This is a genomic window from Sphingopyxis alaskensis RB2256 (assembly GCF_000013985.1).
Classification (GTDB): Bacteria; Pseudomonadota; Alphaproteobacteria; order Sphingomonadales; family Sphingomonadaceae; genus Sphingopyxis; species Sphingopyxis alaskensis.
Window position 1 is genome coordinate 1,678,094 of the sequence record NC_008048.1, and the last position, 24,869, is coordinate 1,702,962.

Below are 24,869 nucleotides of genomic sequence, written 5' to 3' on the forward strand. Positions count from 1 at the left end.
ATGCGATCCGGTAAAATGTTGAGCAGCCTGCTGACCCTGGTCTGCCTCGCCATTTCATCCGCGCCCGCGACTGCGCAGGGCGGCGGCGCGCTGACGAGCAGGATCGAACTGGAAAAGGCGTTGCCGACCGCCAACCGCAACGCGGAACTTTACACCTATGTCGATCCCAAGGTCGTCGTTCCCGGCGATCGTGTCCGGGTCACCCTGACCTTCACGAACAACGGCACGGCGCCGGCGAGCGGCGTGAACATTACCAATCCGATCCCCGAAGGGCTCGTCTTCAACAGGACTGACGACAGCACCGATTTCAGCGTCTCGGTCGATGGCGGAAAGCGTTTCGGTCCGCTCGCTTCGTTGACGGTGCCTGTCGAAAATGCAGCTCCGCGGGCTGCGACCGCGTCCGACGTCACCCATGTGCGCTGGCTGTGGTCGCAACCCGTCGCGCCGCAGCAGAGCCGCTCCGTGGCCTTCTTCGGCCTCGTCAAATGAAGGCCTGGCCGGGGCCATGACGATCTATTGCGACGAATCGGGTGGGCTGAACGCGGGCGCCATGACCTTTTCCGCGGTGATGCTGACGCCCGCCGCAGCAAGCGCGATCCACACGCGCTTCCGCAGCGTCACCGGACTGCGCGGCGAACTCAAGGGCAGCCGGATCAGCCTTGTCGGGCGCGCGTGGTTGCTCGAACTCTTCGACCGCGCGGGCGGGCGCGCGTGGGTTGCGGTCGCCGAACGCGACCGGCTCGCGCAGAGCCCTGGCGGCAGGCTGCCGAGCGACCTCGAACTCTATGCCGCGCTGCTCGACCTCGCGATCGGCCGCTGGCTGCCCGAGACGGGCGGCGTGTGCACCGATGTCGTGATCGACGACGGGCGCTACGACCCCCATATCCTCGCCCGTGTCCGCGCCGAGATTCAGGCGGGGCTCGGCCAGTGGGGCCGCGCCTCGCTCGCCGACAGCCGCCGCAGCGAGGGCGTGCAGATCGCCGATGTCATCGCCAACAGCCTGTTCAACATTGCCGTCAAATCGCCGCGCGCGCGCCGCATCCGGACGCTGCTGAATCCGCTGCTGGAAACAAGGGCGATCCGCATCGCCGACCTCACTGCCATGCCATAGAGCGGCGTCCTGTATATCTGATCCACCGGGATTGCGTCAGGAAGCGTCTCGGCGAGGAGCGTTGTGCAGGCCGGGCTGGTTGCCCGGACAGGCAACGCGACGAAGTCCGAGGGGCTTGCTGACGCAACCGCAGGCTCCGTCTCGGTGAATCAGATATACAGCACGCCGCTCCAGAAAAGGGCCGCAGTTTCCCGCGGCCCCTTGGCGATCGATTGTCAGCGGCGCTTATTCGAAGTCGCCGCCGCCGCCCGCGGGGCTGCGCGGCGGTGCCGCCGCGGTCAGGCGCAGCGCTTCGGCCGAGCGGCTGATTGAACTGATTTCATCGGGCGTATCGTCATCGTCGATGACGACCTTCTGCAACGAGCCGACGAGCGCTTCATGCAGATCCTTGGGACGGATCGTCTGCTCGGCGATCTCGCGCAGCGCGACGACAGGGTTCTTGTCGCGGTCGCGGTCGACGGTCAGCTCCGAGCCGCCCGAGATTTCGCGGGCGCGGTGCGCGGAGAGCAGGACCAGGTCGAAACGGTTGGGAACTTTGTCGACGCAATCCTCGACGGTAACGCGGGCCATGATAATTCCTTAAACGGGAGAGGCCAGCCCTGTGCGGGGCATGGCGGCAAGCGCTGCGCGCTAGCAGGCTCGCCCCCGCCTGTCAACGAAAGCGCCGCCCTTGCGGCGCGCGCCAATGCCGTCCTATGAGCAGGCATGGCCGATCCCTGCCCCACTGCCGATCCGATGCAAGGGCTGACGGCGGACGTGGCGGATCATCGGATCGAGTTGATCTTCGACGGCGGCGAGCGGATGACGCGCCTGCTCCGACTGATCGATCGGGCGGCGCACAGCATCGACCTCATCATCTATATATTTGAAGGCGACGCCGCAGGACTCAGCGTCCTGCGCGCGCTGACCGCCGCGGCGCGGCGCGGCGTGCGCGTGCGCGTGTTGATCGACAGCTTCGGGTCGGGCGACACGCCCGACGCGCTGTTCGCGCCGCTGCGCGAAGCGGGCGGCGGCGCCACCTTTTTCTCGCGCCGCTGGCGTTCGTCCTATCTCATCCGCAATCACCAGAAGCTGATCCTGATCGACAATGCGGTTGCCATGACGGGGGGCTTCAACATCGCCGACGATTATCTGAGCGCGCCGCGCAGCGATGGCTGGCTCGACATCGGCATGATCGTCGAGGGGCCGAGCGTCGCGCGCGCGGCCGACTGGTTTGCCGAAATCCATGATTATACGGTCAGCAACGACGGTAAGCTCCTGATATTGCGGCGGCTGATCCGCGAATGGCCGGTCGATGGCGGCGCAGTGTCATGGCTTGTCGGCGGGCCGACGCAGCGGCTTTCGCCCTGGGCACGCGCCGTGCGCGCCGACCTGAACGATGCGCGTCAACTCGACATGGCAATGGCCTATTTTTCACCCGGCCAGGGCCTGCTCCGCCGCCTCGGCCGCGTCGCGCAGCGCGGTCGCGCGCGCTTCATCATGGCGGGCAAGTCCGACAATGGCGCCACGATCGGGGCCTCGCGCCTTCTCTATGGCTATCTGCTTCGCAAGGGCGCCGACGTGTGGGAATATCGGCGGTGCAAGCTGCACATGAAGCTGATCGTCGTCGACGATGTGGTCTATATCGGCTCGGCCAATTTCGACGTGCGCAGCCTGTTCGTCAATGTCGAGCTGATGGTGCGGATCGCCGATGCCGGCTTTGCGGCGCAGATGCGGCGCTTTGTGGCGGGCCTCCAGCCCGATTGCGACATCATCACCGCCGAGGCGCACAAGGCACGCGCAAGCTGGTGGACGCGGCTGCGCTGGACACTCGCCTGGTTCGTCGTCGGCGTCGCCGATTATACGGTGTCGCGCAAACTCAACTTCGGCCTCGGTGACCCCGATCCCGATGTCTAGCCCCTAATCCTTCCAGGCCCAGAAGAGGAAACAGGGCGGCACATTCACCCACTCGAACGCATTGTCGATGCGGGCGAAATGCGCGGCAAGGAAATCGCGCGCGCGGGCACGGAACTGATAGACGAGGAAGGCGCCGCCGGGGCGCAGCACGCGGTGGGTCGCCGCGGCAATCGCCGGACCGACGCCGGCAGGCAGGGTCGAGAATGGCAGGCCGGAAAGCACATAATCGGCATGGTCGAACCCGTGCGCGCGAACAATGTCCTCGACGTCGGCGGCCGAACCATGGACCGCGATGAAACGGCTGTCGCGAATGTCCCTCCGCAGATAATCGACAAAATCCTCGTTCGTGTCGATCGCGATCAGGGTCGCGTCGCCGGCCAGGTGTTCGAGCACCGGGCGGCAGAAGGTGCCGACGCCGGGACCATATTCGACGAACAGCCTGGTGTTTTTCCAGTCGATGGGTTTCAGCATGTGGCGGATCAGCGTCGGCGACGACGGCACGATCGACCCGACCATGACCGGATGCTTGATGAACCCGCGCACGAACATGCCCCACGGCCCGAAAAAGCGTTTCACCCCCTCGCGCAGTCGGCGGACCAGCGGGGCTTTGGTTTGTTGGGCCTGCGCCCGCGGATTGGTCATGATGGCTTTCGCGTTGTTGGGTCGATCAAATGCGTGGCAAAATCAGGGGCGTCGCGCAAGGAAAGAGTCTGTCTTGACTCTGGACAGCCCGACGACGGTGTGTAGGGAGGGCGCACGGCTGACGGAGAGCAAAGAGGGGCGGACATGGCGACAGCATCGCACTCCATCCCCTCCGACCGCATGGCGGTGCTCTTCGCGGTGATGCTCGTCGCGGCGGCAGGCAACACCGCCATGCAGTCGATCCTTCCGGCTATCGGCGCCAAACTGCGCATCCCCGACGTGTGGGTCAGTCTGGCCTTCAGCTGGTCGGCGCTGCTCTGGGTGCTCACCGCGCCGCACTGGGCGCGCCAGTCGGACAAGCGCGGGCGCAAGGCGCTGATGGCGCTGGGGGTGATCGGTTTCCTGTCGTCGATGGCGCTGTGCGGTCTCGTCCTGTGGTCGGGGCTGCAGGGCTGGTTCGCGGCGGGCATGACCTTCGTCCTTTTCGCGCTCTTCCGCAGCCTTTATGGCGGGCTGGGTTCTGCCGCGCCGCCCGCGGTGCAGGCCTATGTCGCCGCGCGCACCGACCCCGACCAGCGGACGCAGGCGCTGTCGCTCGTCTCCTCCTCCTTCGGGCTCGGCACGGTGATCGGTCCCGCGATCGCGCCCTTCTTCATCCTTCCCGTCGTCGGCCTCGCCGGGCCACTGCTCGTCTTCGCTCTCATCGGGCTTGCCGTGCTCATCGCGCTGCGCTGGCGCCTTCCCAACGACGTGCCGCGCTTTGCCGCGCGCGGTTCGATCATGTCCTATCCCACCACCGGCGCGTCGTCGCAGGCCGCCACGGACGAAGATGACGAACAAACCTCCGATCGGAGCGCTTCCGAACCGCAGCCGCTGCGCTGGACCGACACGCGCGTGCGCCCTTGGCTTTTTGCCGGGTTCCTCGGCGGACAGGCGCAGGCGATGATGCTCGGCGTGATCGGTTTTTTGATCCTCGACCGGCTGAACCTGCGGCTGCGTCCCGACGAGGGCGCGGCGATGACCGGCATCGTGCTGATGGCGGGCGCCTTTGCGACCCTGCTCTCGCAATGGGGACTGATCCCGCTCCTCAAAATGTCGCCGCGCACCGCGGTGCTCGGCGGCGCGGCGCTCGGCGGCGCGGGGACGCTCCTCACCGGCCTGTCTTACGACTTTCACGGTATCGTCATCGGTTTCGCCCTCGCCTCGCTCGGCTTCGGCCTGTTCCGTCCGGGGTTCACCGCCGGCGCCTCGCTCGCCGTGCCGCGCCGCGACCAGGGCGGGGTCGCGGGGATGACCGCGTCGATCAACGGATCGGCCTATATCGTCTCCCCCGCGATCGGCGTCCTCGTTTATAACTGGCACCCCATCGTGGCCTACGGCCTGATGGCGGGATTCTGCGGCTGGCTCGTGCTCTGGGGCTGGGCGGCGCTGCGGCTGGACCAGCCTGTTAGGGACAGGACCCATTAATAGCGAACCACATCAGTAAATACCTTGTCATCCCGGCGAAGGCCGGGACGACATGCGCATTCAGTCGCGCGGCTCATCATGCTTCTGGTCGCGGACCGGTTTCAGCATTCCCGGCGCGAAAAAGCCGATCGGGTCGACGCTCATCGCCTTCTGCTTGATCTCGCCCTGGATCTTTTCATAATCCTTTTCCATGGCTTCGGTCACGGAAGCCCGCGTATCTTTCAGCGCCGCCTCGAAATCGGCCATCGTGACCGTGTCGGCGCCGATCGAGCGCTTGAGCGCCGCCAGCCCCGCGCGGCGCGACAGGTCTTCCAGGTCGGCGCCAGTGAAGCGCGCGGTCCGTTCCGCCAACAGCGCAAGGTCGACATCGCCTGCCAGCGGCATCTTGCCAGTCTGGATTTCCAGGATGCGCCGCCGCCCCTCGCGGTCGGGCACCGACACGTAAATCAGTTCGTCGAGCCGTCCGGGGCGCAGCAACGCGGGGTCGATCAGGTTCGGGCGGTTGGTCGCACCGATCACGACGACCGACTGCATCTCCTCGATCCCGTCCATTTCGGCGAGGATCGTATTGACGACGCGCTCGGTCACCTGCGGCTCGCCCGACGTGCCGCTGCCGCGCGCGGGGACCAGGCTGTCGAGTTCATCGATGAAAATGATCGTCGGGGCGACCGCGCGGGCGCGCGCGAACAGGCGCGCGATCTGCTGTTCGCTCTCGCCATACCATTTGGAGAGCAGGTCCGACGATTTGATCGCGATGAAATTGGCGTCCGATTCGCGCGCCGCCGCCTTCGCGAGCAGCGTCTTGCCGGTGCCCGGCGGGCCATAGAGCAGGAAACCCTTGGCCGGGCGGATGCCGAGACGGCGAAAGGCTTCGGGGTGCTTCAGCGGCAGTTCGATACCCTCGATCATCTTGTCACGCGCCGCGTCGAGCCCGCCGATGTCGCTCCAGCGGGTCTTGGGCGCCTGCACCATTACCTCGCGCATCGCCGACGGCTGGACGCGCTTCAGCGCATTGTTGAAGTCGGCGCGCAGCACGCTGAGTTCGTCGAGCACCTCGGACGGGATGGTCCCGTCCTCGAGGTTCAGCCTGGGCATGATCCGCCGCACCGCCTCGATCGCCGCTTCGCGGGTCAGCGCGGCCATGTCGGCGCCAACGAAGCCAAAGGTCGTGCGCGCCAGTTCGTCGAGGTCGACATCGTCGCCCAGCGGCATACCGCGCGTGTGGATACCCAATATCTCGCGCCGTCCCTTCTCGTCGGGGACTCCGATCACGATCTCGCGGTCGAACCGGCCCGGCCGCCGCAGCGCTTCGTCGATCGCGTCGGGGCGGTTGGTCGCGGCGATCACGACCAGGTTGGTGCGTGGCTCCAGCCCGTCCATCAGCGTGAGCAATTGCGCAACGAGGCGCTTTTCGGCCTCGCCATGCACCTGTCCGCGTTTCGGCGCGATCGAATCGATCTCGTCGATGAACAGGATCGACGGCGCCGCCTTGGCCGCAGCCTCGAAAATGTCGCGCAGCCGCTTTTCGGATTCGCCATAGGCGCTGCCCATGATCTCGGGCCCGTTGATCAGGAAGAATTGCGCCTCGCTCTCGTTCGCGACGGCGCGGGCGAGCCGCGTCTTGCCGGTTCCCGGCGGACCGTGCAGCAGCACACCGCGCGGCGGATCGACGCCGAGGCGGCGAAAAAGTTCGGGATAGCGCAGCGGCAGCTCGACCATCTCGCGCAGCTGGTCGATCGTCTCGCCAAGGCCGCCCAGATCGTCATAGGTGACGTCGGTGCGACGCGCGTCGTGCGGTTCCTGATATTCGGGGAGCAGCTCGACCTCGGTATTCTCGTCGATCGTGACGACGCCCTTGGGACTCGCCGACACGACGAGCAACCGCACCTCGGCCAGCGCATAGGCCGGGGCGTTGAGCATCTGGCGCAGTTGCGGCGGCATGTCACCGGCGGAAACGCGCTGCTGCCCCGCGGTCGCGACCGTATCGCCCGCGACGAGCGGGCGGCCGAAAAAGCTGCGCTTGAGCGCGTTCGCCGAGCCTTGCAGGCGCAGATTTTCCTGCGCGGGCGCAAAGACGACGCGCGTTGCCGGGCGTGTTTCGACGCGGCTCAGAACCACCATATCACCCGCGCCAGCGCCGGCGTTGGCCCGCTGCAGGCCGTCAAGGCGGATGACGTTCAGCCCCTCATCCTCGGGATAGGGCGCGACGACGCGCGATGCCGTGTCGCGCTTGCCGCTGATCTGCACGACGTCGCCTTCGCTGAGGCCCAGCTCGGCCATCGCCGCGCGCGGGATGCGCGCGATCCCGCCACCGCTTTCCTCCGCGCGGGCGTTCGCGACCTGCAATTTGACCTGTTTTTCTTTTACCACTGCTTCGGCCAAGGGGTATCTCCCGCAAAATGGTCAGAATGACGAAGATAGGACGACGGTTCCCGATTTGCGACCCCCGACTCCGGGCAATTCATGCCGCAGCGCACAAATTTGTGGCATGTCCGCGGCGCTCATGTCATCACCACCGGTCATCATGCCCCGCCTTCCTCCCCTCAGCAGCATGGAAGCCTTTCTCGAGGTCGCCCGCCACGGCACGGTCAAGGCGGCCGCCATCGAGCTCGGCCTGTCGATGCCCGCGCTGTCGCGCCGAATCCAGACGCTCGAACATGCGGTCGGACGCCCGCTTTTCAACCGCCACCATCATGGACTCAGCCTGACCGAGACGGGGCGGACACTGCAAGCCCAGCTCTCTCCCATCCTCGACGAGCTGCGCGCGGTCATCGCGCAGGCGGGCAGCCCCGACGCCTCGCTGCGCCTGCACCTCAACGTCCTGCCGCTCTTCGCCCAACAGCGGCTGTTCCCGCGCCTGCCCGAACTGCGACGCCAGCATCCCGAACTGCATATCGACATCGACACCATGTCGCATGCCGAGGCGCGGCTGGGCGACGGCATCGACGCGGCGATCGCGCTCGCGCGCTCAATCGATCCGGCGCTCTATGCGGCGCGGCTGGACCAGGACAAGGTATTCCCGATCGCGGCGCGCACGCTGACCGACGGCGACCGGCCGATCACCGTGCCCGAACAATTGCAGCGGATGACCGTGCTTTTGCACCGCGAAATGCCCGAAACCTTCACCGAATGGAAAAAGGCGATCGGCATGACCTATCTCGAACCCGCGGGGATCGACTATTTCGATTCGGGGCCGCTGATGCTCGAGGCGGCGGCGCAGGGCATCGGCATCGCCTTCATGCACGGCCACCATTTCGACGACGCGCACGACCCGCGGCTCGTCCGCCTGTTCGACTATGACGTGGACAGTCCCTACAGCTACTGGTTCGTCTGCCGCCCGCGCGCGCTTCGCCAGCCGGCGGTCAAATTGTTCCACGACTGGCTGCTCGCAGCGAGAATCTGACATTCCAGCGGGGAAAATGGTGCTGCTGGACAGGATTGAACTGTCGACCTCGTCATTACCAATGACGCGCTCTACCACTGAGCTACAGCAGCAACCGGGCCGCCACACGAACTGATGCGCACGGGGCAGGCGCGGCCTATGGCGGGGCGCCCTTCGCCTGTCAAGGTGCGAGGCTTGACGATCAAGCGATTTCGCGGGCATGGCCACAATGGTGAGCAAGCCGCCATCCCCCGCCGACCCCGAACGCGAACGCCGCTTGGGCGAAGCGCTTCGGGAAAACCTGCGCAAACGCAAAGCACAGGCCCGCGAGGCGAAGGGCGAAACGCCGTCTAAAGACTGACCGTCACCGTCACATCGTCGCCCTCGGCCAGCCCCTCGGCCTTGCGCACCGCCGCTTTCACGGGCAGCAGCCAGCCGCCACTTTCCCGGTGCGGAAAGACCGAGGTGTTCCAGACCGTGTAACCGATTGTCGCGCGCACTCTTGCCGATCCGAACCCGCGCCGCCCGTCGAGCCACTGTCCGCCGATCGCCGCCAGCCGAATGCCGTCGGCCGCCTCGCCCGTTATGGTCACAAAGAACCACGCGGCGGGCGCCGTCGCCGATTGCCAGCGCCACAGCGGCGTCGTGACGGTGAAGGATTCCAGCGCGTGCTACTTCGTTCCGACCCGGCGCACCGGCACCGGAATGTTGCAGATGTCGGCGCCCCCCGCAGGCCGGATGAAAAAGGGATCGCGACGATTGGCGCGCGCGTCGGCATATTTCGCAAAGCTCGCGCTCTCGGTCGACAGATATTCGAACCGGGGCTGTGCCGCGGCAGGCAACTCGCTCGCAATGCGCACAGACGCGATCGGCACCCGCTGCGCTTCCTCTTCATAGAAGCCGAGCGCGCCCGTCCCACGCGGCAGACTCGACAGATGTTCGATCCCCGCGACGACGCGGCCGACGAGCGCGATATTGCGGTCTAGATGACGCGGCGCATGACCGATCACGGTATAAAGTTCGGCGCCGCTGCCGGTATCGGGCGAAAGGTTGCGGCCGACGCCGACCATGCCATAGCAGTGAACGGGCCAGGCGGACTGTTCTTGACGATCAACGGCAATCGGCCAGCCCCTAAAAACAAGGGTCTCCTCGGCGAAGGGATCGCGCGGAATTGCCCACTTGACCGCCTGAACCTTCTTGTCTCCCGATTGACGGAAGGCAGCTAGCAGCCCGGCTTCCTCAGACTTCATTTTCGTATGCAATGCCGCCTGCAAATACTTGTCGAGCGGCGCTTCATATTCGCTCTCACGCACCGTCACCAAGCCATTCGGCAAAGCCTTCTTCTCCGTCGCATCGCCCCATTGCACGACATAATTGTCCTGAACGCGGTTGATGCTGGTGCCGTCCCACCAGTGCGCCGCGGCGAGCTTGCGGATATTGCCGATCCACCCCTGGCTGAAGGGCGCGGGCATCAGCTGAATGACGACGCGGCGCGCCTTGCCCGCTGCATCCGGCGCTAGGTCCATGACCAAAAGGTCCGAGGGCGCAATCGCGACCCAGTCCGCCGCGGGCGCCGCATCGACGATTTCCCCCGGCGACAGCGGCGTGGGGGGCGGCTCCTCAGCGGCGGCGGGAAGGGCAAGAGCGAAAGCCGCGGCGGCGGCGAGGAGGCGATGCGTCATGCGTCTATGTCTGCCACGGCCATCCCGCTTGCGAAAGCCCCGCCAACCGATTAGGGCGCGCCTTCCAGTGCAAGGATGCGGAGCGGTGGCCGAGTGGTCGAAGGCGCTCGCCTGGAAAGTGAGTATACGTCAAAAGCGTATCGAGGGTTCGAATCCCTCCCGCTCCGCCACCCCCTTTTCTTTCGACACGCAGCGACGCAACCGCGCTTCGTCAGGCGCGTGGAACGGGCGAATATGGCGAGAAACCCCTGCCTGACATGGCTTCGTTACAGCGCGGAAGGGAAATGGCGCACCCGGAGCGATTCGAACGCCCGACCCTCAGATTCGTAGTCTGATGCTCTATCCAGCTGAGCTACGGGTGCGTGGAGCGGTGCCTTTAGGGGCCTGTGCGGAGTCGCGCAAGCCCCTTTGGGCGATTATTTGCGCAGCGCCGCCTGCGCCGCGGCGAGCCGGGCTATGGGAACGCGGTAGGGTGAGGCGCTGACATAATCGAGGCCGGTTTTTTCGCAGAAATGGATGCTCGGCGCGTCGCCGCCATGCTCGCCGCAGATGCCCAGTTTGATGTCGGCGCGCGTCGCCCGGCCGCGCTCGGCGGCGATCTCGATCAGCTGTCCGACGCCCTCGACATCGAGGCTCACGAAGGGATCGGTCAGGAAGATGCCCTTGTCGACATATTGGGTCAGGAAACGCCCCGCGTCGTCGCGGCTGATGCCGATCGTCGTTTGCGTCAGGTCGTTGGTCCCGAAACTGAAAAACTCAGCCGTCTCGGCAATTTCGCCCGCCATCAGCGCGGCGCGCGGCAGTTCGATCATCGTACCGACAAGATAGGCGATCTCGCGGCCCTTTTCGGCGAACACTGCTTTTGCCTGCGCATCCACGACCGCCTTCATCAGGTCGAACTCGCGGCGCGTCGCGACCAGCGGGATCATCACTTCGGGGACCGGCGCCGCGCCGGTTTCGGCGGCGACGTCGCACGCCGCCTCGAAGATCGCGCGCGCCTGCATTTCGTAGATTTCGGGATAGGTCACACCGAGGCGGCAGCCGCGATGGCCGAGCATCGGGTTGAACTCGTGCAATTCGTTGGCACGCGCCTTGAGCGCCTCGATCCCCACCCCCGCGGCTGCGGCGACGTCGGCGAAATCCTCCTCGCGCGTCGGCAGGAACTCGTGGAGCGGCGGATCGAGCAGGCGGATCGTCACCGGCAGCCCCGCCATCACGCCGAAGATCGCAGCAAAATCGCCGCGCTGTTCGGGGAGCAGCTTGGCGAGCGCCGCACGGCGGCCCTCCTCGCTGTCGGCAAGGATCATCTCGCGCACCGCGGTGATGCGCGCGGCGTCGAAGAACATATGTTCGGTGCGGCAGAGGCCGATGCCCTCGGCGCCGAAGTCGCGCGCGACCCTGGCGTCCTGCGGCGTCTCCGCATTGGTGCGCACCTTCATCCGGCGCACCTTGTCGGCCCAGCCCATCAGCGTGCCGAAATCGCCGACCAGCTCGGGCATAAGCGTCGGCACCTCGCCGGCCATCACTTCGCCGGTCGACCCGTCGAGGGTCAAAATATCGCCCTCGCGCAGCTCACGCCCGCCGACGCGCAGCACGCGCGCGGCGCCGTCGATGCTGAGCCCGCCCGCGCCCGAAACGCACGGACGCCCCATGCCGCGCGCGACGACCGCCGCGTGGCTGGTCATCCCGCCGCGCGCGGTCAAAATGCCTTTTGCCGCGTGCATCCCGTGAATGTCCTCGGGGCTCGTCTCGACGCGGACGAGGATCACCGCTTCGCCCATCGCCGCGGCTTTCTCCGCACTGTCGGCGTCGAACATGATCTTGCCCGACGCCGCGCCGGGGCTGGCGGGGAGCCCCTTGGTCAGCACGTCGCGCGGCGCTTTCGGGTCGAGTGTCGGGTGGAGCAGTTGGTCGAGCGCGCCGGGATCGACGCGGCCGACGGCTTCCTCTTCGGTAATCAATCCCTCGGCCGCCATATCGACCGCGATCTTCAGCGCCGCCTTGGCGGTGCGCTTGCCCGAACGGGTTTGCAGCATCCACAGCTTGCCGCGTTCGACGGTGAACTCGATGTCCTGCATGTCGCGATAATGGGTTTCGAGCGTGTCGAAGACGCGGCCCAGCTCGGCGAAGGTTTCGGGCATCGCCTCTTCCATCGACAGCGGCCTGGCGCCCGCCCTCTCACGCGCGGCCTTCGTCAGATATTGCGGCGTGCGGATGCCCGCGACGACGTCTTCACCCTGGGCATTGATCAGCCATTCGCCGTACCAGGCGCGCTCGCCGGTCGCGGGATCGCGCGTGAACGCCACGCCCGTCGCCGACGTATCGCCCATATTGCCGAACACCATCGCCTGCACATTGACCGCGGTGCCCCATTCGGCGGGGATCGAATTGAGGCGGCGATAGACTTTCGCACGGTCGCTTTCCCAGCTCGCGAACACCGCGCCGACCGCGCCCCACAGCTGGTCCTTCGGTTCCTGCGGGAAAGGCGCGCCGGTTTCGCGTTCGACGATCGCCTGATATTGCTTGACCAGCGCCTGCCAGTCCTCTGCCGCCATCTCGGTGTCGAGATAAAAGCCCTTGTCTTCCTTGGCGATTTCCAGCGCTTCCTCGAACTCGGCATGGTCGAGGCCCATGACGACGTCGGCGTACATCTGGACGAAGCGGCGATAGCTGTCCCACGCGAAGCGCGGGTCGCCCGATGCTTCGGCGAGCCCGACGACGGTCTTGTCGTTGAGCCCGAGGTTGAGGACGGTGTCCATCATCCCCGGCATCGACACGCGCGCGCCCGAACGGACCGAGACGAGCAACGGGTCGACGGCGTCGCCGAAACGCTTGCCGGTAATCCCCTCGATATGCGCGATGCCCGCGGCGACCTCTTCGACCAGCCCGGCCGGAAATTGCTCGCCATTGGCGTAATAGGCGGTGCAGACGTCGGTGGTGATCGTGAAGCCCGGCGGGACCGGCAGGCCGATCGAGGCCATTTCGGCAAGATTCGACCCCTTGCCGCCCAGCAACTCCTTCGAACGCTCGGCCGTGGTGACCGCACCTCCGAACAAATGCACCATCTTCGTCATGTCTTACTCCTGCTGCCCCGGGGAGGAGGTTGCGGCTGGATAGGTATGCAATCGCACTTGGTCGATTCAGTTTTGCTTTGGTCTTTCCAGACTTCCCTACTCCGTTCGCATCGAGCGAAGTCGAGATGCCCATCGTTCCTGCTCGCCTTCCCGGTGTCTCGACTTCGCTCGACACGAACGGGATTTCAAATGTGGTCTCAGCCCTCTATCTTCGAGAAATCCGCAACGCCATGCACCGCGCCGGTAAAGCGCGCGAGCAGTCCAAGCCGATAGGCGCGCACCACTTCGTCGGGGTCGTTGACCATCACGCCCTCGAAAAAGGCGTCGATCGGCGCGCGAAGGCTGGCGAGGGCGGCCATGGCGTCGGTGAAGCGTTCGTCGGCGACGGCGTTGAGCGCAGCCGGTTCGGCGGTGTCGAGGGCTGCGAGGAGCGCGGCGTCATGCACCGTCATGCACTCCGGCGAAAGCCGGAGCCCAGGAGTGCCTTCCTCCAACACCTGCGCTGCCCCGCCCCGGGTTCCGGCTTCCGCCGGAACACTGGCTTGTTTCAAAATGTTCGCTGCACGCTTGTAACCCGCGAGCAGGTTGGTGCCGTCCTCGGTCGCCATAAACGCCTGCAACGCCTTCACCCGCGCAAGCAAGCGAACCAGATCATCCTCGCCGCCGAGCGCGAAAACCGCGTCGATCAGGTCGTGCCGGACGCCGGCTTCGCGCTGCTGGACTTTGAGGCGGTCTGCGATGAAGTCGCGAACTTCATCCATGAAAACTGTGGCAAGGCCTGCGGAAATTGCAGCATCTTTCGTTGCGTAGGCATCAGGATATTCCCGCTCATCTACGATGTCCTGATCGACAAAGTATCGACGTGCTGCAGCCAGCCAAGTCCCAATATCTCCGCGTAACGAGCTTCTGACCGTTAGCGCAATGATACCCAATCCAGCGCGGCGCAAGGCAAAGGGGTCTTTCGACCCGGTCGGCTTCATATTCTTCATGAAGAAGCCAGCAATCGTATCCAGCTTATCCGCCAACGCCACAGCCACCGTCACCGGCGCGGTCGGGACGTCATCGCCCTGCCCGACCGGCTTGTAATGGTCGCGGATCGCGTCGGCGACCGCTTGCGGAAGCCCTTCGGCGCGGGCGTAATAGCCGCCCATCAGGCCCTGCAATTCGGGGAACTCGCCGACCATTTCGGTGACGAGGTCGGCTTTCGCCAGCTCGGCCGCCTGCCGCGCGAGCGCTGGGTCGCAATTCGGGACGATGCCTTCGTTCGCCAGCCATTCGGCCAGCTTCGCAACGCGCTCGACCTTGTCCGCGACCGTCCCCAGCTTTTCGTGAAAGGTGATCCGGTCCAGCTTCTTCGCGTGATCCGCCAGCTTCGTCTTGCGATCCTGTTCCCAGAAGAAGCGCGCATCCGACAATCGCGCCGCCAGCACCTTCTGGTTCCCCGCCACAATCTCCGCGCCGCCGTCGACCGCATCGATATTCGCGGTGCAGACAAAACCGTTCGCCAGCTTCCCATCCGCATCGTTCACGACAAAATATTTCTGGTTCACCCGCGCGGTCAGCTGGATCACCTCCGGCGGCACCGCCAGGAACGCCTCGTCGAAGCGCCCCAGAAGCGGCACCGGCCATTCGGTGAGGCCGGCATTCTCGATCACCAGCCCCTCGTCCTCGACGAGGCTCAGCCCGGCGTCGGCCGCGGCCTTGGCGGCGCCGTCGCGGATGATACGCGCCCGCTCCGCATGGTCGACGATGACATGGCATGCGCGCAGCTTTTCCGCATAGTCCGATGCCGAGCCGATCGTGATCTCGCCCGGGCAGTGAAAACGGTGGCCGCGCGTTGCGAAACCGGCGGAAATCCCCCCAACTTCACATGGAATCAGCGCTTCGCCAAAGATCGCGACGATGCCCGACAGCGGGCGCACCCAGCGCAGGCTTTCGCTGCTCGCACTGTCCCTGCCCCAGCGCATCGACTTGGGCCAGGCAAAAGCGCGGACGATCGCGGGGATCGCCTCGGCCAGCACCTCGGCGGTCGCGCGGCCCGGCTTGTCGATCACGGCGAACCAGACGCCGTCGCGGTCTTCGAGCTGGTCCTGCGTCAGCCCGGTCTTGCGCAGGAAGCCTTCGAGGGCCTGCGGCGGCGCGCTGGTGCGCGGGCCTTTGAGTTCCTCGCTGACGGCTGCGGTCGCGTCGGGCAGGTCGCGAGCGATCAGGGCAAGGCGGCGCGGCGTCGACCAGATGGTCAGATCGCCGACCACGATACCCGCGGCGCTCATCTGCGTCCGGAACAGCTTTTCTAGCTCGGCGCGCGCGCCGGCCTGCATCCGCGCGGGGATTTCCTCGCTGCGCAGTTCGAGAAGAAAATCGGTCATGCCAAATCCCCCGATCCCCAAACCCCGTTCGCATCGAGCGAAGTCGAGATGCCGCGAAGGACAGCGCTAGGCCGCTGCGTGTCTCGACTTCGCTCGACACGAACGGAGAAGAGGACGGCGGAACAACGATAGGCCATCACAGCGTCCACCCCGGATAGTTTTGGGTCCAGCGTTCGGACTGGCTGTCGATCCATGCCTTGCAGCTGCCTTTTGCGAGGTCGCGGACGCGGGCCATGTAGTTGGCGCGTTCCTGCACGCTGATCACGCCGCGCGCCTGGAGCAGGTTGAACAGGTGGCTCGCCTCGATCGCTTGGTCATAGGCGGCCAAGGGCACCCCCGCATCGATCGCCCGCTGGCATTCGGCCTCGGCGGCCTTGAAGCCCGCGAACAGCGCGTCGGTGTCGGCAACCTCGAAGTTCCATTTCGAAAATTGCCGTTCGTTTTCCAGAAACACGTCGCCATAGCTCACGCCCGGCACATCGCCGACGGGGTCGGAAAACCTGAGGTCGTACACATTGTCGACATTCTGGATATACATGGCGAGCCGTTCGAGGCCGTAGGTCAGCTCGCCCGCGACGGGCTTGCAGTCGAAACCGCCCATCTGCTGAAAATAGGTGAACTGCGTCACCTCCATTCCGTCGCACCAGACCTCCCAGCCCAGCCCCCACGCGCCGAGCGTCGGCGATTCCCAGTCATCCTCGACGAAACGGATGTCGTGGAGCAGCGGGTCGATGCCGATCGCGGCGAGGCTGCCGAGATATTGTTCCTGCAAGTCGGCGGGCGATGGCTTCAATATCACCTGATACTGATAATAATGCTGAAGCCGGTTCGGATTCTCGCCATAGCGGCCATCGGTGGGCCGACGGCTCGGCTGGACATAGGCGACGTTCCACGGCTCGGGGCCGAGGCTGCGCAAGGTCGTAGCCGGATGGAACGTCCCCGCCCCGACGCGCATGTCATAAGGCTGTAAAATCGCGCAGCCACGCGCGCTCCAATAGGCGTGCAGCGTCAGGATCATGTCCTGAAAGCTGAGGGGCTTTTTCCCTTCGACGTCGGCCACGACCGCCATTCCCTTCGCAGGTGCAAAAATCGCCGCCGCATTGGCCCAGCGACGGCAACGGGTCAAGCCGTTGCGACCGCATCCATCCGGACGCTGTCAGCCGTGCATCGCAAAATGTCATGTCTTGTTGACATAGTCAGCGAATCATGTCATTTAGTCAACAACACCTGACATCCGGTCAGGCGCGCATGATGGATTGCGATGAACAACCAGCTGAAAGTGCTGCGCGCGATGCGAAACTGGAGCCAGGCCGAACTGGCCGACCGGCTGGACGTATCGCGGCAGGCGGTGAACGCGATCGAAACGGGCAAATATGACCCGTCGCTGCCGCTCGCATTCAAGCTGGCGCGGCTGTTCGACATGCCGATCGAGGAGATTTTCGACGATGGCCACAAGGGACAGGACGATGGCGAATGACACCGGCAAATCCACCGCGCCGTCGATGACGGTCGTGGTCGCGATCGCCATCGCTACCGCGCTGTTTGCCGGTGGCTTTGCCGGTTTCAATGAGGCACGGATCGAGGCGGGAGACGCGGCCGTCGCGACATGGGCGGCACCGCTGATCGTCGTCGCGCTCGGCGTCGCCGCGCTCGGCCTTTACGTCCGGCGCCACGCCGACGGCTTTCGCACCTGGTCGCAGCGCAAGCGGCTCTATTGGGCAAGCCTGCTCTTTTCGGGTGTGATCGGCATGGTCGCCGCGATGCTGTTGCAGGAAGGACCCGGCGACGGGCTGATGAGCAACGAGGCGCTGTCGCCCAATGTGGCGATCGGCCTGTCGCTGCTGTGGGTCGTCGGGCTGGTGATCGCGCTCGCCCTTTATCACCGCGCGGTCGACGATCATGAGCGCCATGCCTATCATCAGGCGTCACTTGCGGGTTTCTACGCCTTCATCTTCCCCTGCCCCGTCTGGTGGGTGTTGTGGCGCGCCGACTTGGCGCCGCCGGTCGATGCCATGGCGCTTTTCGGTCTCGTTCTGATCGTCAACGCCGCCGTCTATCTCTGGTTCAAGTTTCGCTGACAGCTTTCCGCTTTCCCCCTCTGCACGCTTCGGGCCATAAGCGGCCCCATGAAAGGCAACGCCCCATGACGACCTGGTTCAAGATTCTCGCCTCCAGCTGCGCGATCATTCCCTTTGCGCAGTGCGCACTGATCCCCGGCGGCAATATCGTCCACGCGGCCGAAACGCCCCCCGCCCCTGTCACAATGGCGCCCGCGACCGCCGCCGAGACCGCCCCCGAGACCGCCGATGCCGACCCCGCGCTGTGGGTGGTCAGGGACGAGGACACGACCATCTATCTGTTCGGCACCGTCCATGTGCTGAAACCCGGCCTCAGCTGGTTCGACGAGGCGGTGAAGGATGCGTTCGACAAGTCCGACCAGCTGATGCTCGAACTCGTGCTGCCCGACGATCAGGCCGAGGTGGCCAGGACGATGCTGCCGCTCGCGATCGACGCGAACGGCACGACGCTGACCTCGCGGCTCGATGCCGAGCAGCTCGCGGCCTATCAGGCGGCGATGGCGAGCGTCGGCCTGCCTCCGGCGCAATTCGACATGTTCGAACCCTGGTTCCCCGCGATCACCCTGTCGGTCCTGCCGCTCACCAAATTGGGCTATGACCCCGAACAGGGCGCCGAAAAGCAGCTCACGCGCTTTGCCAGGGCCAGCGGCAAGCCGGTCGCGGGATTCGAAACACTGGGCGAACAGCTCGGCTTCTTCGACAGCCTGCCCGAAGCGCAGCAGATCGCCTTCCTCAATTCGGTGGTGAAGGATCTCGACAAGCTGGGGCCGACGCTCGACAGGATGGTCGTGCTGTGGGCGAAGGGCGATCCCGACGGACTCGCGGTCGCGATGAACGAAAGCCTCGCCGCAACGCCCGCGCTGGCGCAGACGCTGCTTTACGATCGCAACGCGCGCTGGGCCGACGCGCTCAAGGCGCGGATGGAGCAGCCGGGCACGGTGTTCGTCGCGGTCGGCGCGGGGCATCTGGCGGGCGAGAAAAGCGTGCAGGATTATCTGAAAGAGCGCGGCCTGACCGTAACGCGGGTCGATTATTGAGGCGGGCACCGGCCTCGCCCGACCAAGGGCGTCGCCGCATCGCGGCGGCGCTTTTGCCGGTGCTGCTCGCGGCATGCGGACCCGTCGAACCGGCGATGAAAGCCCGGCCCGCGATGTGGCTGGCGGAGGACGTCGATACGCGCATCTATATTCTGGGATCGATGCACGCGCTGCCGCGCGGCACCGACTGGGATGACGGCGCGGTTGGCGCCGCGATCGAGGCCGCCGATACGCTGGTAATGGAGTTGTCGCCCGCCGAGCTGGACGCGGCGGCCGATGCGTTCCGCGAGCTTGCGCCGCGCAGCACCCCGTTGGCCATCGAAGCGCGGCTGACCGGCAAGGCGCTGACGGGCTATCGCGCACTGGAGGCGCGCGGGCGGCGGCTGAACGGCGACGGGCTCGACGACTGGGCGGTGATGGTGCTGATCGGCCAGCGCGTCGCGCAGAATGCCGCGCTGTCGCCCGACGAGGGCGTCGAGACGCAGCTGACCGAGCGGTTCGAAGCCGCGGGCAAACCGATCACCGGGCTGGAGCGTGCGCGCGGGCAATTGATGCTTTTTGAAACGCTGGATCCCGCGACGCAGCGCGCGCTGCTGGTTCGCGCCGCCGAGGAGGCCGATACGGCAACGCGCGACGTGCTGGCGCTGACCGCAGCGTGGAGCCGCGGCGACGTCGCCGCGCTCGAAAAGGTCGTCAACGAGGACATCGACGCCGCGCCTGCCGCACGCAAGGCGATCATCACCGACCGCAACCGTCGCTGGACCGCGTGGGCGGCACGCCGGATGGAGCGGCCCGGCACCGTGCTGATGGCAGTCGGCGCAGGGCATCTGGTCGGCGCCGAGGGCGTGCCGGCGCTGCTGGAAGCGCGGGGGGTGCGGGTGCGGCGGGTGCAATAATCGGTCGAAACCGGTCGCCGCCGTCCCTTGCCGGCTGCGCCTTCCCGTCCCGCTTGCTTTTCCGCCCGTTCCCCGCTAAGCGCCGCGGCTTCCGTCATGGTCATCCCTGGAGGCGTGGCGGGCTGTGTAACTGTTTCTCGGAGAAATGATATGAGCGATCAGCTGACGCTGACGGCCGAGACGCGCGAACGCGGAGGCAAGGGAGCCTCGCGTGAACTGCGTCGCAATGGCCGCGTCCCCGCCGTCGTCTATGGCGGCAAGGAAGAACCCCTGATGATCCACGTCGAGGAAAAGCTGCTGATGAAGCAGCTGATGACGGGTCACTTCATGAACTCGGTCGTGATGATCGAGGTCGGCGGCAAGCAGATTCGCACGCTGCCCAAGGACGTCGCTTTCCACCCGGTCAAGGATCGCCCGATCCACGCCGACTTCCTGCGCATCGCCAAGGACGCCACGGTTCAGGTTGCGGTGCCGGTCGTGTTCCAGAACGAAGAAAAGTCGCCGGGCCTGAAGCGCGGCGGCGTGCTGAACATTGTTCGTCACGAGCTGGAACTTGTCTGCGACGCGGACAATATCCCCGACGAGATCGCAATCGACGTCACCGGCTTCGATATCGGCGATTCGATCCACATCAGCAATGTCACTCTGCCGAAGGGCGTCGAAAGCGCGATCACCGACCGCGACTTCACCATCGCCACCATCGTCGCCCCATCGGCGCTCAAGTCGAGCGACGGCGACACGACAAAGGATGAAGGCGAAGACGCTGCCGAAGGCGGCGACGAAGCCTAAACTATCCGGACCGCCCCTCCCCCATGCGGGAGGGGCGTTTCCACCAGACCCGGGAAAGGCAACGCCATGCAGCTCTGGGTCGGCCTCGGCAATCCGGGGCCCAAATATGCGATGCACCGGCACAATGTCGGCTTCATGGCCGCCGATGTCATCGCCGAAATCCATGATTTTCCGCCGCCTGTGAAGAAGTTCCAGGGCTGGTTGCAGGACGGGCGCATCGGCTCGACGCGCATCCTGTTGCTCAAACCCGGCACCTTCATGAACGAAAGCGGGCGCAGCGTGCGCGCCGCGCTCGATTTCTACAAGCTGGCCGCCACCGACGTCACCGTCTTTTACGACGAGCTCGACCTCGCGCCGATGAAGGTCAAGGTGAAACGCGGCGGCGGCGCGGCGGGGCACAACGGCATCCGGTCGATGATCCAGCATATCGGCGACGATTTCCGCCGCATCCGCATCGGCATCGGCCATCCGGGGCACAAGGACCGCGTGACCGGCCATGTCCTCGGCAATTATCACAAGAGCGAGATGGAACCGCTGGCCGACCTGCTCGGCGCGATCGCCGCCGAAGCGGAATGGCTGGCCAAGGGCGACGATGTAAGATTCCAGAGCGATCTGGCGCTGCGGTTGCAAGGGTGAGTTGGGGGCCGGTGGCGGCCAAAGGCGGACGTCGCGATCCCAAAGCCGCAGTCCAACCACCGATTTGGCACGCGCCGCCAACTAAGGCATGATGGCGTCCGAAAGGAGCCGTTCGCCATGCCGCATACCCCCAATCGCCGCGAAATCCTGGCCGGGGCCGCCGCGCTGTCCGCCGCCCCTGCCCTGCTCCACGCCGCGACGCCCGCGGGCGACCCGTCGCTGAAAGGCCGCACCATACTGATCACCGGCTGTTCGAGCGGGTTTGGGCGCATCGGCGCGCTCCACTATGCCCGGCTCGGCGCGAAGGTCATCGCGACGATGCGCGGGCTGCCGCGCCCCGAAGCCGAAAGCCTGGCGGCCGAAGCCGCGAAGGATAAGCTCGACCTCGATATCGTCGAGATCGACGTGACGAGCGATGCGTCGGTTGCGAGCGGGACTGCAAAGGCGCTCGCCATCGCGGGCGGGCGCATCGACACGCTGGTCAACAATGCCGGGATCGGCATCACCGGGCCGGTCGAGGTGCAGGATATGGAAGCGACGCAGCTCATCTTCGACACCAATGTTTTTGGCATCCAGCGCATGCTGCGCGCGCTGTTGCCACAGATGCGCGCGGCGAAGGGCGGGCAGGTCTTCAACATTTCGTCGCAGCTCGGGCGCGTCATCGTGCCGGGTGGCGGCCATTATTCGGCGACCAAGTTCGCGGTCGAGGCGCTGTCCGAGCAGATGGCCTATGAACTGGTGCCGCATGGCATCGACGTGACGGTGATCCAGCCGGGGGGCTATCCGACGAAGGTGTGGGTCAATCGCAACGCCTATACCGGGGCATTAAAGGCGCGAAGCGATGCGGCGCTGCTCGACGCCTATGCGCCCTTCACGCGCGGCATGGGGACCGAGGACGGCAGCGGGCGCAGCGCCGATCCCGCCGACGTGCCGCGCGCGATTGCCGAGATCATGGCGATGCCCGCGGGCAAACGGCCGCTGCGCCGCGCGGTGCATCCGGGGACCAGGCCGCAGGAAGCGATCAACCGCGTGTCGGCCGAGGTGCAGCTCGCGTGGCTGGGCGGGTCGCCGACGCTGGGACCACTGGTCAAGGCGGTCCACGACTGAGGCGCGGGCGGGCCTATGGCGTCCGTTTGGGCGGCGGCGGCGGCGATCCGTCAGCGGTCTGCGACATCAAGGCGACACACATGGTCCGGTGGACCGGATGCCGCCCGCACGCGACCCCGACAAAGCGGTGTGTCGGGCGAAGCAGGCTGAACCGGTGGCCGCGGTCGGGGACGCCATCGTCGATCAGCAGCTGGTCGACGACGCCTTCGGGCGTGTGGTGGCCATAGGTGATGACTTCGTTGACATAGGGGCCGCCGCCGCGGGCGCGCATCCGTTCGCCCGGTCCCTGCCCCCGGGTATAATGGCCGACCGCGCCCGATCGCGACTGGACCGCGACATGATCGGCGGCGGCGCGGGCGAGCAGGTCGCTCCACGCGAGTTCGGGCAGCGGTTTTTCGCGGCGAAGTTCGCGGATCGCCTCATCGACCGCGACGACGCCTTCGCGCGTCAATATGTCGATCTCGCCCTCTTCGGCGCCGCGCAGCCGCCGCCCTTCGAATCGCGGGCGATAGTCGCGCAGGAAATCGGCATAGGCGGCGGGATTGCTGCGAAGGCGGTTGAGTTCGGCGAACACGCCTGCCTCGAACCGGTCGGGGGCGGCGCGGGCGGCGGTCGCGCCCAGCGCGAGGAGGAGAAGGACGGCGGCGATCGGGCGCGAGGGCTTCATAGGCCCGCGATAAAGCGCCAAGTCTGAACGCTGCGCAACCGCAAAGACTGGCGCGCCGCGCGACTTGGCGCTAGGGGCGCTGCGACGCCGGGGTCCTCCGGCCGGATGGAGTTTTTATGGGTTTCAAATGCGGGATCGTCGGGCTGCCCAATGTCGGCAAGTCCACCCTGTTCAACGCGCTGACCGAAACCGCGGCGGCGCAGGCGGCGAACTATCCCTTCTGCACGATCGAGCCGAATATCGGCAATGTCGCGGTGCCCGACGACCGGCTCGACAAGCTGGCGGCAATCGCGAACAGCAAGAAGATCATCGCGACACAGCTCGCCTTCGTCGATATTGCGGGCCTCGTGCGCGGCGCGTCGAAGGGCGAGGGGCTGGGCAACCAGTTCCTCGGCAATATCCGCGAGGTCGACGCGATCGTCCATGTGCTGCGCTGTTTCGAGAATGACGACATCCAGCATGTCGAAAACAAGGTCGACCCCGTCGCCGATGCCGAGACGGTCGAGACCGAACTGCTGCTCGCCGACCTCGAAAGTCTGGAAAAGCGCCTGCCCGCCTTTGTCAAAAAAGCGGCACAGGGGGACAAGGAAGCGAAGATCGCCACATCGGTGCTGGGTCAGGCCCTCGACCTGCTGCGCGAAGGCAAGCCCGCGCGGCTGGTCGAACCCGGCGACGACGAGGAAGCCCGTGTGCTGCGCACCGCGCAGCTTTTGACCTCCAAACCCGTGCTTTATGTCTGCAACGTCGACGAGGGCAGCGCGGCGAACGGCAACGCCTTTTCGGAAAAGGTGTTCGCCAAGGCTGCGGCCGAGGGCGCGCAGGCAGTGGTCGTTTCGGCGGCGATCGAGAGCGAACTGGTGACGATGGACATGGCCGACCGGCTGGAGTTCCTGGCCGAAATGGGCCTGAAGGAAACCGGCCTCGCGCGCGTCATCCGCGCCGGGTATGAGCTGCTCCACCTCATCACCTTCTTCACCGTCGGCCCGCGGGAAGCGCGCGCATGGACCGTGCATCAGGGCGCGACCGCGCCCGAAGCCGCGGGCGAGATCCACAGCGATTTCCAGAAGGGCTTCATCCGCGCCGAAACGATCGCCTATGACGATTATGTCGCGCTGGGCGGCGAAGCCCGCGCGCGCGAAGCGGGCAAGCTGCGCGCCGAGGGCAAGGCCTATGTCGTGCACGACGGCGACGTGATGCATTTCCTGCATAGTTGATCGCGAGGCTGACCAAACTTCGTCATTGCGAGGAGCGTAGCGACGAAGCAATCTCCAGCGATGCACCCTGACGCTCAGCCCGCAGTTTACATCATGACCAACCGGAAGGGCGGCGTGCTATACACCGGCGTCACGTCGAATCTTATCGGTCGTGTATGGCAACACCGGGAAAGCGGACCGGCTTTTCTGCGCGCTATCGATGCGACAAGCTCGTTTGGTTCGAAGTACATGGTGACATGCATTCAGCTATCAGCCGCGAGAAGCAGATCAAGGCGGGATCGCGTGCCAAGAAAATCGCTCTTATTGAAGCCGGCAATCCAGAGTGGCGGGACCTGTTTCCTGAACTAACCGGAGAATAGGCTGATAGCTGGAGATTGCTTCGTCGCTCTGCTCCTGGCAATGACGGATGCTTCAGGGCTCGAACGCCGCCATAATCGGGCACGGCCCCGTCTCGCTCGCGGCGCATTGATCGGCGAGGCGCGCGAGAGCGGCGCGCGTTGCGGTCATCTGGGCGATCTTGGCGTCGAGCGCGTCGATGCGCTGGCGCGCGAGGGCGCGGACACGGGCGCGGTCGTCGCTCTGGTCGAGCGCGAGCAATTCGCCGATCTCGTCGAGCGTGAAGCCCGCTGCCTGCGCCGCGCGGATAAATCTAAGCCGTCTGAGATCATCATCGCCATAGCGGCGCACGCCGCCGCCCCAGCCGTCGCCGCCGCTGCGCGCGGGCGTGCCCATCAGGCCGCGGCGCTGATAATAGCGTATCGTCTCTACCCCGACATCGCCCGCGGCGGCCAGTTTGCCGATCGTCATCTGCATCGCTTGACT

The 24,869-nt window shown here is 65.8% G+C and carries 23 protein-coding genes, 3 tRNA genes and 1 pseudogene; 15 read left to right on the plus strand and 12 right to left on the minus strand.

The window, feature by feature from the left end; all coding sequences use genetic code 11:
• Window positions 1-489 (plus strand): DUF11 domain-containing protein, encoded by a 489-nt coding sequence (locus SALA_RS16760; RefSeq protein WP_192807410.1) that lies wholly within the window; start codon window positions 1-3, stop codon window positions 487-489.
• A 16-nt stretch (window positions 490-505) separates the two neighbouring features.
• Window positions 506-1,111 (plus strand): DUF3800 domain-containing protein, encoded by a 606-nt coding sequence (locus SALA_RS08130; RefSeq protein ID WP_041383187.1) that lies wholly within the window; start codon window positions 506-508, stop codon window positions 1,109-1,111.
• A gap of 225 nt (window positions 1,112-1,336) precedes the next feature.
• Here SALA_RS08130 and rpoZ read toward each other — a convergent pair whose 3' ends face one another.
• On the minus strand, window positions 1,337-1,681 hold the full coding sequence (gene rpoZ / locus SALA_RS08135; protein WP_011541895.1) for a DNA-directed RNA polymerase subunit omega: 345 nt from the start codon (window positions 1,679-1,681) through the stop codon (window positions 1,337-1,339).
• A gap of 135 nt (window positions 1,682-1,816) precedes the next feature.
• On the opposite strand from rpoZ, the gene SALA_RS08140 reads away from it, so the two are divergent.
• Entirely contained in the window at window positions 1,817-3,007 is a 1,191-nt protein-coding gene (locus SALA_RS08140) for a phospholipase D-like domain-containing protein (protein ID WP_011541896.1), read from the plus strand.
• Window positions 3,008-3,010: 3 nt separating this feature from the next.
• Here the strand turns inward: SALA_RS08140 and SALA_RS08145 are convergent, their stop codons facing one another.
• Window positions 3,011-3,649 (minus strand): class I SAM-dependent methyltransferase, encoded by a 639-nt coding sequence (locus SALA_RS08145; RefSeq protein WP_011541897.1) that lies wholly within the window; start codon window positions 3,647-3,649, stop codon window positions 3,011-3,013.
• Between the two features lie 144 nt (window positions 3,650-3,793).
• On the opposite strand from SALA_RS08145, the gene SALA_RS08150 reads away from it, so the two are divergent.
• Window positions 3,794-5,116: an MFS transporter gene (locus tag SALA_RS08150; protein ID WP_011541898.1), complete on the plus strand. Its 1,323-nt coding sequence runs from the start codon at window positions 3,794-3,796 to the stop codon at window positions 5,114-5,116.
• Between the two features lie 60 nt (window positions 5,117-5,176).
• Here SALA_RS08150 and SALA_RS08155 read toward each other — a convergent pair whose 3' ends face one another.
• A complete protein-coding gene (locus SALA_RS08155) occupies window positions 5,177-7,498 on the minus strand; it encodes a CDC48 family AAA ATPase (RefSeq protein ID WP_011541899.1) in 2,322 nt (773 codons plus the stop codon).
• A gap of 142 nt (window positions 7,499-7,640) precedes the next feature.
• On the opposite strand from SALA_RS08155, the gene SALA_RS08160 reads away from it, so the two are divergent.
• Window positions 7,641-8,519 (plus strand): LysR substrate-binding domain-containing protein, encoded by an 879-nt coding sequence (locus SALA_RS08160; protein WP_011541900.1) that lies wholly within the window; start codon window positions 7,641-7,643, stop codon window positions 8,517-8,519.
• A 17-nt stretch (window positions 8,520-8,536) separates the two neighbouring features.
• On the opposite strand, the gene SALA_RS08165 is transcribed toward SALA_RS08160, so the two are convergent.
• The 3 genes from SALA_RS08165 to SALA_RS08175 form a co-directional block, all read right to left on the minus strand.
• A tRNA-Thr gene (locus SALA_RS08165) sits at window positions 8,537-8,611 on the minus strand.
• A gap of 237 nt (window positions 8,612-8,848) precedes the next feature.
• Window positions 8,849-9,163, minus strand: a complete 315-nt coding sequence (locus tag SALA_RS08170) for a DUF1905 domain-containing protein (RefSeq protein WP_041383188.1) — start codon at window positions 9,161-9,163, stop codon at window positions 8,849-8,851.
• Between the two features lie 6 nt (window positions 9,164-9,169).
• On the minus strand, window positions 9,170-10,180 hold the full coding sequence (locus SALA_RS08175) for a peptidylprolyl isomerase (RefSeq protein ID WP_011541902.1): 1,011 nt from the start codon (window positions 10,178-10,180) through the stop codon (window positions 9,170-9,172).
• Between the two features lie 79 nt (window positions 10,181-10,259).
• On the opposite strand from SALA_RS08175, the gene SALA_RS08180 reads away from it, so the two are divergent.
• A tRNA-Ser gene (locus tag SALA_RS08180) sits at window positions 10,260-10,350 on the plus strand.
• 115 nt (window positions 10,351-10,465) lie between these two features.
• Here SALA_RS08180 and SALA_RS08185 read toward each other — a convergent pair.
• The 4 genes from SALA_RS08185 to SALA_RS08200 all read right to left on the minus strand — a co-directional run bounded on the left by SALA_RS08185 (window position 10,466) and on the right by SALA_RS08200 (window position 16,692).
• Window positions 10,466-10,542 (minus strand) — tRNA-Arg (locus SALA_RS08185).
• 54 nt (window positions 10,543-10,596) lie between these two features.
• Entirely contained in the window at window positions 10,597-13,254 is a 2,658-nt protein-coding gene (gene ppdK, locus SALA_RS08190; protein WP_011541903.1) for a pyruvate, phosphate dikinase, read from the minus strand.
• 197 nt (window positions 13,255-13,451) lie between these two features.
• The gene (gene glyS, locus SALA_RS08195; RefSeq protein WP_011541904.1) at window positions 13,452-15,623 is read right to left on the minus strand and encodes a glycine--tRNA ligase subunit beta; all 2,172 of its coding nucleotides are present in this window, start codon (window positions 15,621-15,623) and stop codon (window positions 13,452-13,454) included.
• Window positions 15,624-15,759: 136 nt separating this feature from the next.
• Window positions 15,760-16,692, minus strand: coding sequence for a glycine--tRNA ligase subunit alpha (locus SALA_RS08200; protein WP_041383189.1), 933 nt, complete (start codon window positions 16,690-16,692; stop codon window positions 15,760-15,762).
• A gap of 192 nt (window positions 16,693-16,884) precedes the next feature.
• On the opposite strand from SALA_RS08200, the gene SALA_RS08205 reads away from it, so the two are divergent.
• From SALA_RS08205 to SALA_RS08235, 7 genes are all read left to right on the plus strand, one after another.
• Window positions 16,885-17,100 carry a helix-turn-helix transcriptional regulator gene (locus SALA_RS08205; protein WP_011541906.1) on the plus strand — a complete coding sequence of 72 codons (216 nt, stop codon included), beginning with the start codon at window positions 16,885-16,887 and terminating at the stop codon, window positions 17,098-17,100.
• Window positions 17,090-17,701, plus strand: coding sequence for a hypothetical protein (locus SALA_RS08210; protein ID WP_153802665.1), 612 nt, complete (start codon window positions 17,090-17,092; stop codon window positions 17,699-17,701). The genes SALA_RS08205 and SALA_RS08210 overlap by 11 nt, the downstream gene beginning before the upstream one ends.
• Window positions 17,702-17,766: 65 nt before the next feature.
• A complete protein-coding gene (locus SALA_RS08215; RefSeq protein ID WP_011541908.1) occupies window positions 17,767-18,738 on the plus strand; it encodes a TraB/GumN family protein in 972 nt (323 codons plus the stop codon).
• Window positions 18,735-19,634, plus strand: coding sequence for a TraB/GumN family protein (locus tag SALA_RS08220; RefSeq protein WP_011541909.1), 900 nt, complete (start codon window positions 18,735-18,737; stop codon window positions 19,632-19,634). The genes SALA_RS08215 and SALA_RS08220 overlap by 4 nt, the downstream gene beginning before the upstream one ends.
• A gap of 150 nt (window positions 19,635-19,784) precedes the next feature.
• Window positions 19,785-20,423, plus strand: a complete 639-nt coding sequence (locus tag SALA_RS08225; protein WP_011541910.1) for a 50S ribosomal protein L25/general stress protein Ctc — start codon at window positions 19,785-19,787, stop codon at window positions 20,421-20,423.
• A gap of 66 nt (window positions 20,424-20,489) precedes the next feature.
• Window positions 20,490-21,059: an aminoacyl-tRNA hydrolase gene (gene pth / locus SALA_RS08230; RefSeq protein WP_011541911.1), complete on the plus strand. Its 570-nt coding sequence runs from the start codon at window positions 20,490-20,492 to the stop codon at window positions 21,057-21,059.
• A 117-nt stretch (window positions 21,060-21,176) separates the two neighbouring features.
• Window positions 21,177-22,166, plus strand: a complete 990-nt coding sequence (locus SALA_RS08235; RefSeq protein WP_011541912.1) for an SDR family oxidoreductase — start codon at window positions 21,177-21,179, stop codon at window positions 22,164-22,166.
• A gap of 13 nt (window positions 22,167-22,179) precedes the next feature.
• Here the strand turns inward: SALA_RS08235 and SALA_RS08240 are convergent, their stop codons facing one another.
• On the minus strand, window positions 22,180-22,833 hold the full coding sequence (locus tag SALA_RS08240; RefSeq protein ID WP_011541913.1) for a CAP domain-containing protein: 654 nt from the start codon (window positions 22,831-22,833) through the stop codon (window positions 22,180-22,182).
• 116 nt (window positions 22,834-22,949) lie between these two features.
• Here SALA_RS08240 and ychF point away from each other — a divergent pair, with 116 nt between their 5' ends.
• Window positions 22,950-24,047 (plus strand): redox-regulated ATPase YchF, encoded by a 1,098-nt coding sequence (ychF, locus tag SALA_RS08245; protein ID WP_011541914.1) that lies wholly within the window; start codon window positions 22,950-22,952, stop codon window positions 24,045-24,047.
• A 60-nt stretch (window positions 24,048-24,107) separates the two neighbouring features.
• Window positions 24,108-24,406 (plus strand): annotated as a pseudogene (locus SALA_RS16765) (GIY-YIG nuclease family protein).
• Between the two features lie 52 nt (window positions 24,407-24,458).
• On the opposite strand, the gene SALA_RS08250 reads toward SALA_RS16765, so the two are convergent.
• Window positions 24,459-24,860, minus strand: coding sequence for a MerR family DNA-binding protein (locus SALA_RS08250; RefSeq protein WP_011541916.1), 402 nt, complete (start codon window positions 24,858-24,860; stop codon window positions 24,459-24,461).
• Window positions 24,861-24,869: the final 9 nt, after the last annotated feature.

What these genes read in the sequence shown, in the direction of transcription:
- SALA_RS16760 (WP_192807410.1), top strand. Translation starts at nt 1, where the DNA reads ATGCGATCCGGTAAAATGTTGAGCAGCCTGCTGACCCTGGTCTGCCTC.
- SALA_RS08130 (WP_041383187.1), top strand. Translation starts at nt 506, where the DNA reads ATGACGATCTATTGCGACGAATCGGGTGGGCTGAACGCGGGCGCCATG.
- rpoZ (WP_011541895.1), bottom strand. Translation starts at nt 1,681, where the DNA reads ATGGCCCGCGTTACCGTCGAGGATTGCGTCGACAAAGTTCCCAACCGT.
- SALA_RS08140 (WP_011541896.1), top strand. Translation starts at nt 1,817, where the DNA reads ATGGCCGATCCCTGCCCCACTGCCGATCCGATGCAAGGGCTGACGGCG.
- SALA_RS08145 (WP_011541897.1), bottom strand. Translation starts at nt 3,649, where the DNA reads ATGACCAATCCGCGGGCGCAGGCCCAACAAACCAAAGCCCCGCTGGTC.
- SALA_RS08150 (WP_011541898.1), top strand. Translation starts at nt 3,794, where the DNA reads ATGGCGACAGCATCGCACTCCATCCCCTCCGACCGCATGGCGGTGCTC.
- SALA_RS08160 (WP_011541900.1), top strand. Translation starts at nt 7,641, where the DNA reads ATGCCCCGCCTTCCTCCCCTCAGCAGCATGGAAGCCTTTCTCGAGGTC.
- SALA_RS08175 (WP_011541902.1), bottom strand. Translation starts at nt 10,180, where the DNA reads ATGACGCATCGCCTCCTCGCCGCCGCCGCGGCTTTCGCTCTTGCCCTT.
- ppdK (WP_011541903.1), bottom strand. Translation starts at nt 13,254, where the DNA reads ATGACGAAGATGGTGCATTTGTTCGGAGGTGCGGTCACCACGGCCGAG.
- glyS (WP_011541904.1), bottom strand. Translation starts at nt 15,623, where the DNA reads ATGACCGATTTTCTTCTCGAACTGCGCAGCGAGGAAATCCCCGCGCGG.
- SALA_RS08200 (WP_041383189.1), bottom strand. Translation starts at nt 16,692, where the DNA reads ATGGCGGTCGTGGCCGACGTCGAAGGGAAAAAGCCCCTCAGCTTTCAG.
- SALA_RS08205 (WP_011541906.1), top strand. Translation starts at nt 16,885, where the DNA reads ATGAACAACCAGCTGAAAGTGCTGCGCGCGATGCGAAACTGGAGCCAG.
- SALA_RS08210 (WP_153802665.1), top strand. Translation starts at nt 17,090, where the DNA reads ATGGCGAATGACACCGGCAAATCCACCGCGCCGTCGATGACGGTCGTG.
- SALA_RS08215 (WP_011541908.1), top strand. Translation starts at nt 17,767, where the DNA reads ATGACGACCTGGTTCAAGATTCTCGCCTCCAGCTGCGCGATCATTCCC.
- SALA_RS08225 (WP_011541910.1), top strand. Translation starts at nt 19,785, where the DNA reads ATGAGCGATCAGCTGACGCTGACGGCCGAGACGCGCGAACGCGGAGGC.
- pth (WP_011541911.1), top strand. Translation starts at nt 20,490, where the DNA reads ATGCAGCTCTGGGTCGGCCTCGGCAATCCGGGGCCCAAATATGCGATG.
- SALA_RS08235 (WP_011541912.1), top strand. Translation starts at nt 21,177, where the DNA reads ATGCCGCATACCCCCAATCGCCGCGAAATCCTGGCCGGGGCCGCCGCG.
- SALA_RS08240 (WP_011541913.1), bottom strand. Translation starts at nt 22,833, where the DNA reads ATGAAGCCCTCGCGCCCGATCGCCGCCGTCCTTCTCCTCCTCGCGCTG.
- ychF (WP_011541914.1), top strand. Translation starts at nt 22,950, where the DNA reads ATGGGTTTCAAATGCGGGATCGTCGGGCTGCCCAATGTCGGCAAGTCC.
- SALA_RS08250 (WP_011541916.1), bottom strand. Translation starts at nt 24,860, where the DNA reads ATGCAGATGACGATCGGCAAACTGGCCGCCGCGGGCGATGTCGGGGTA.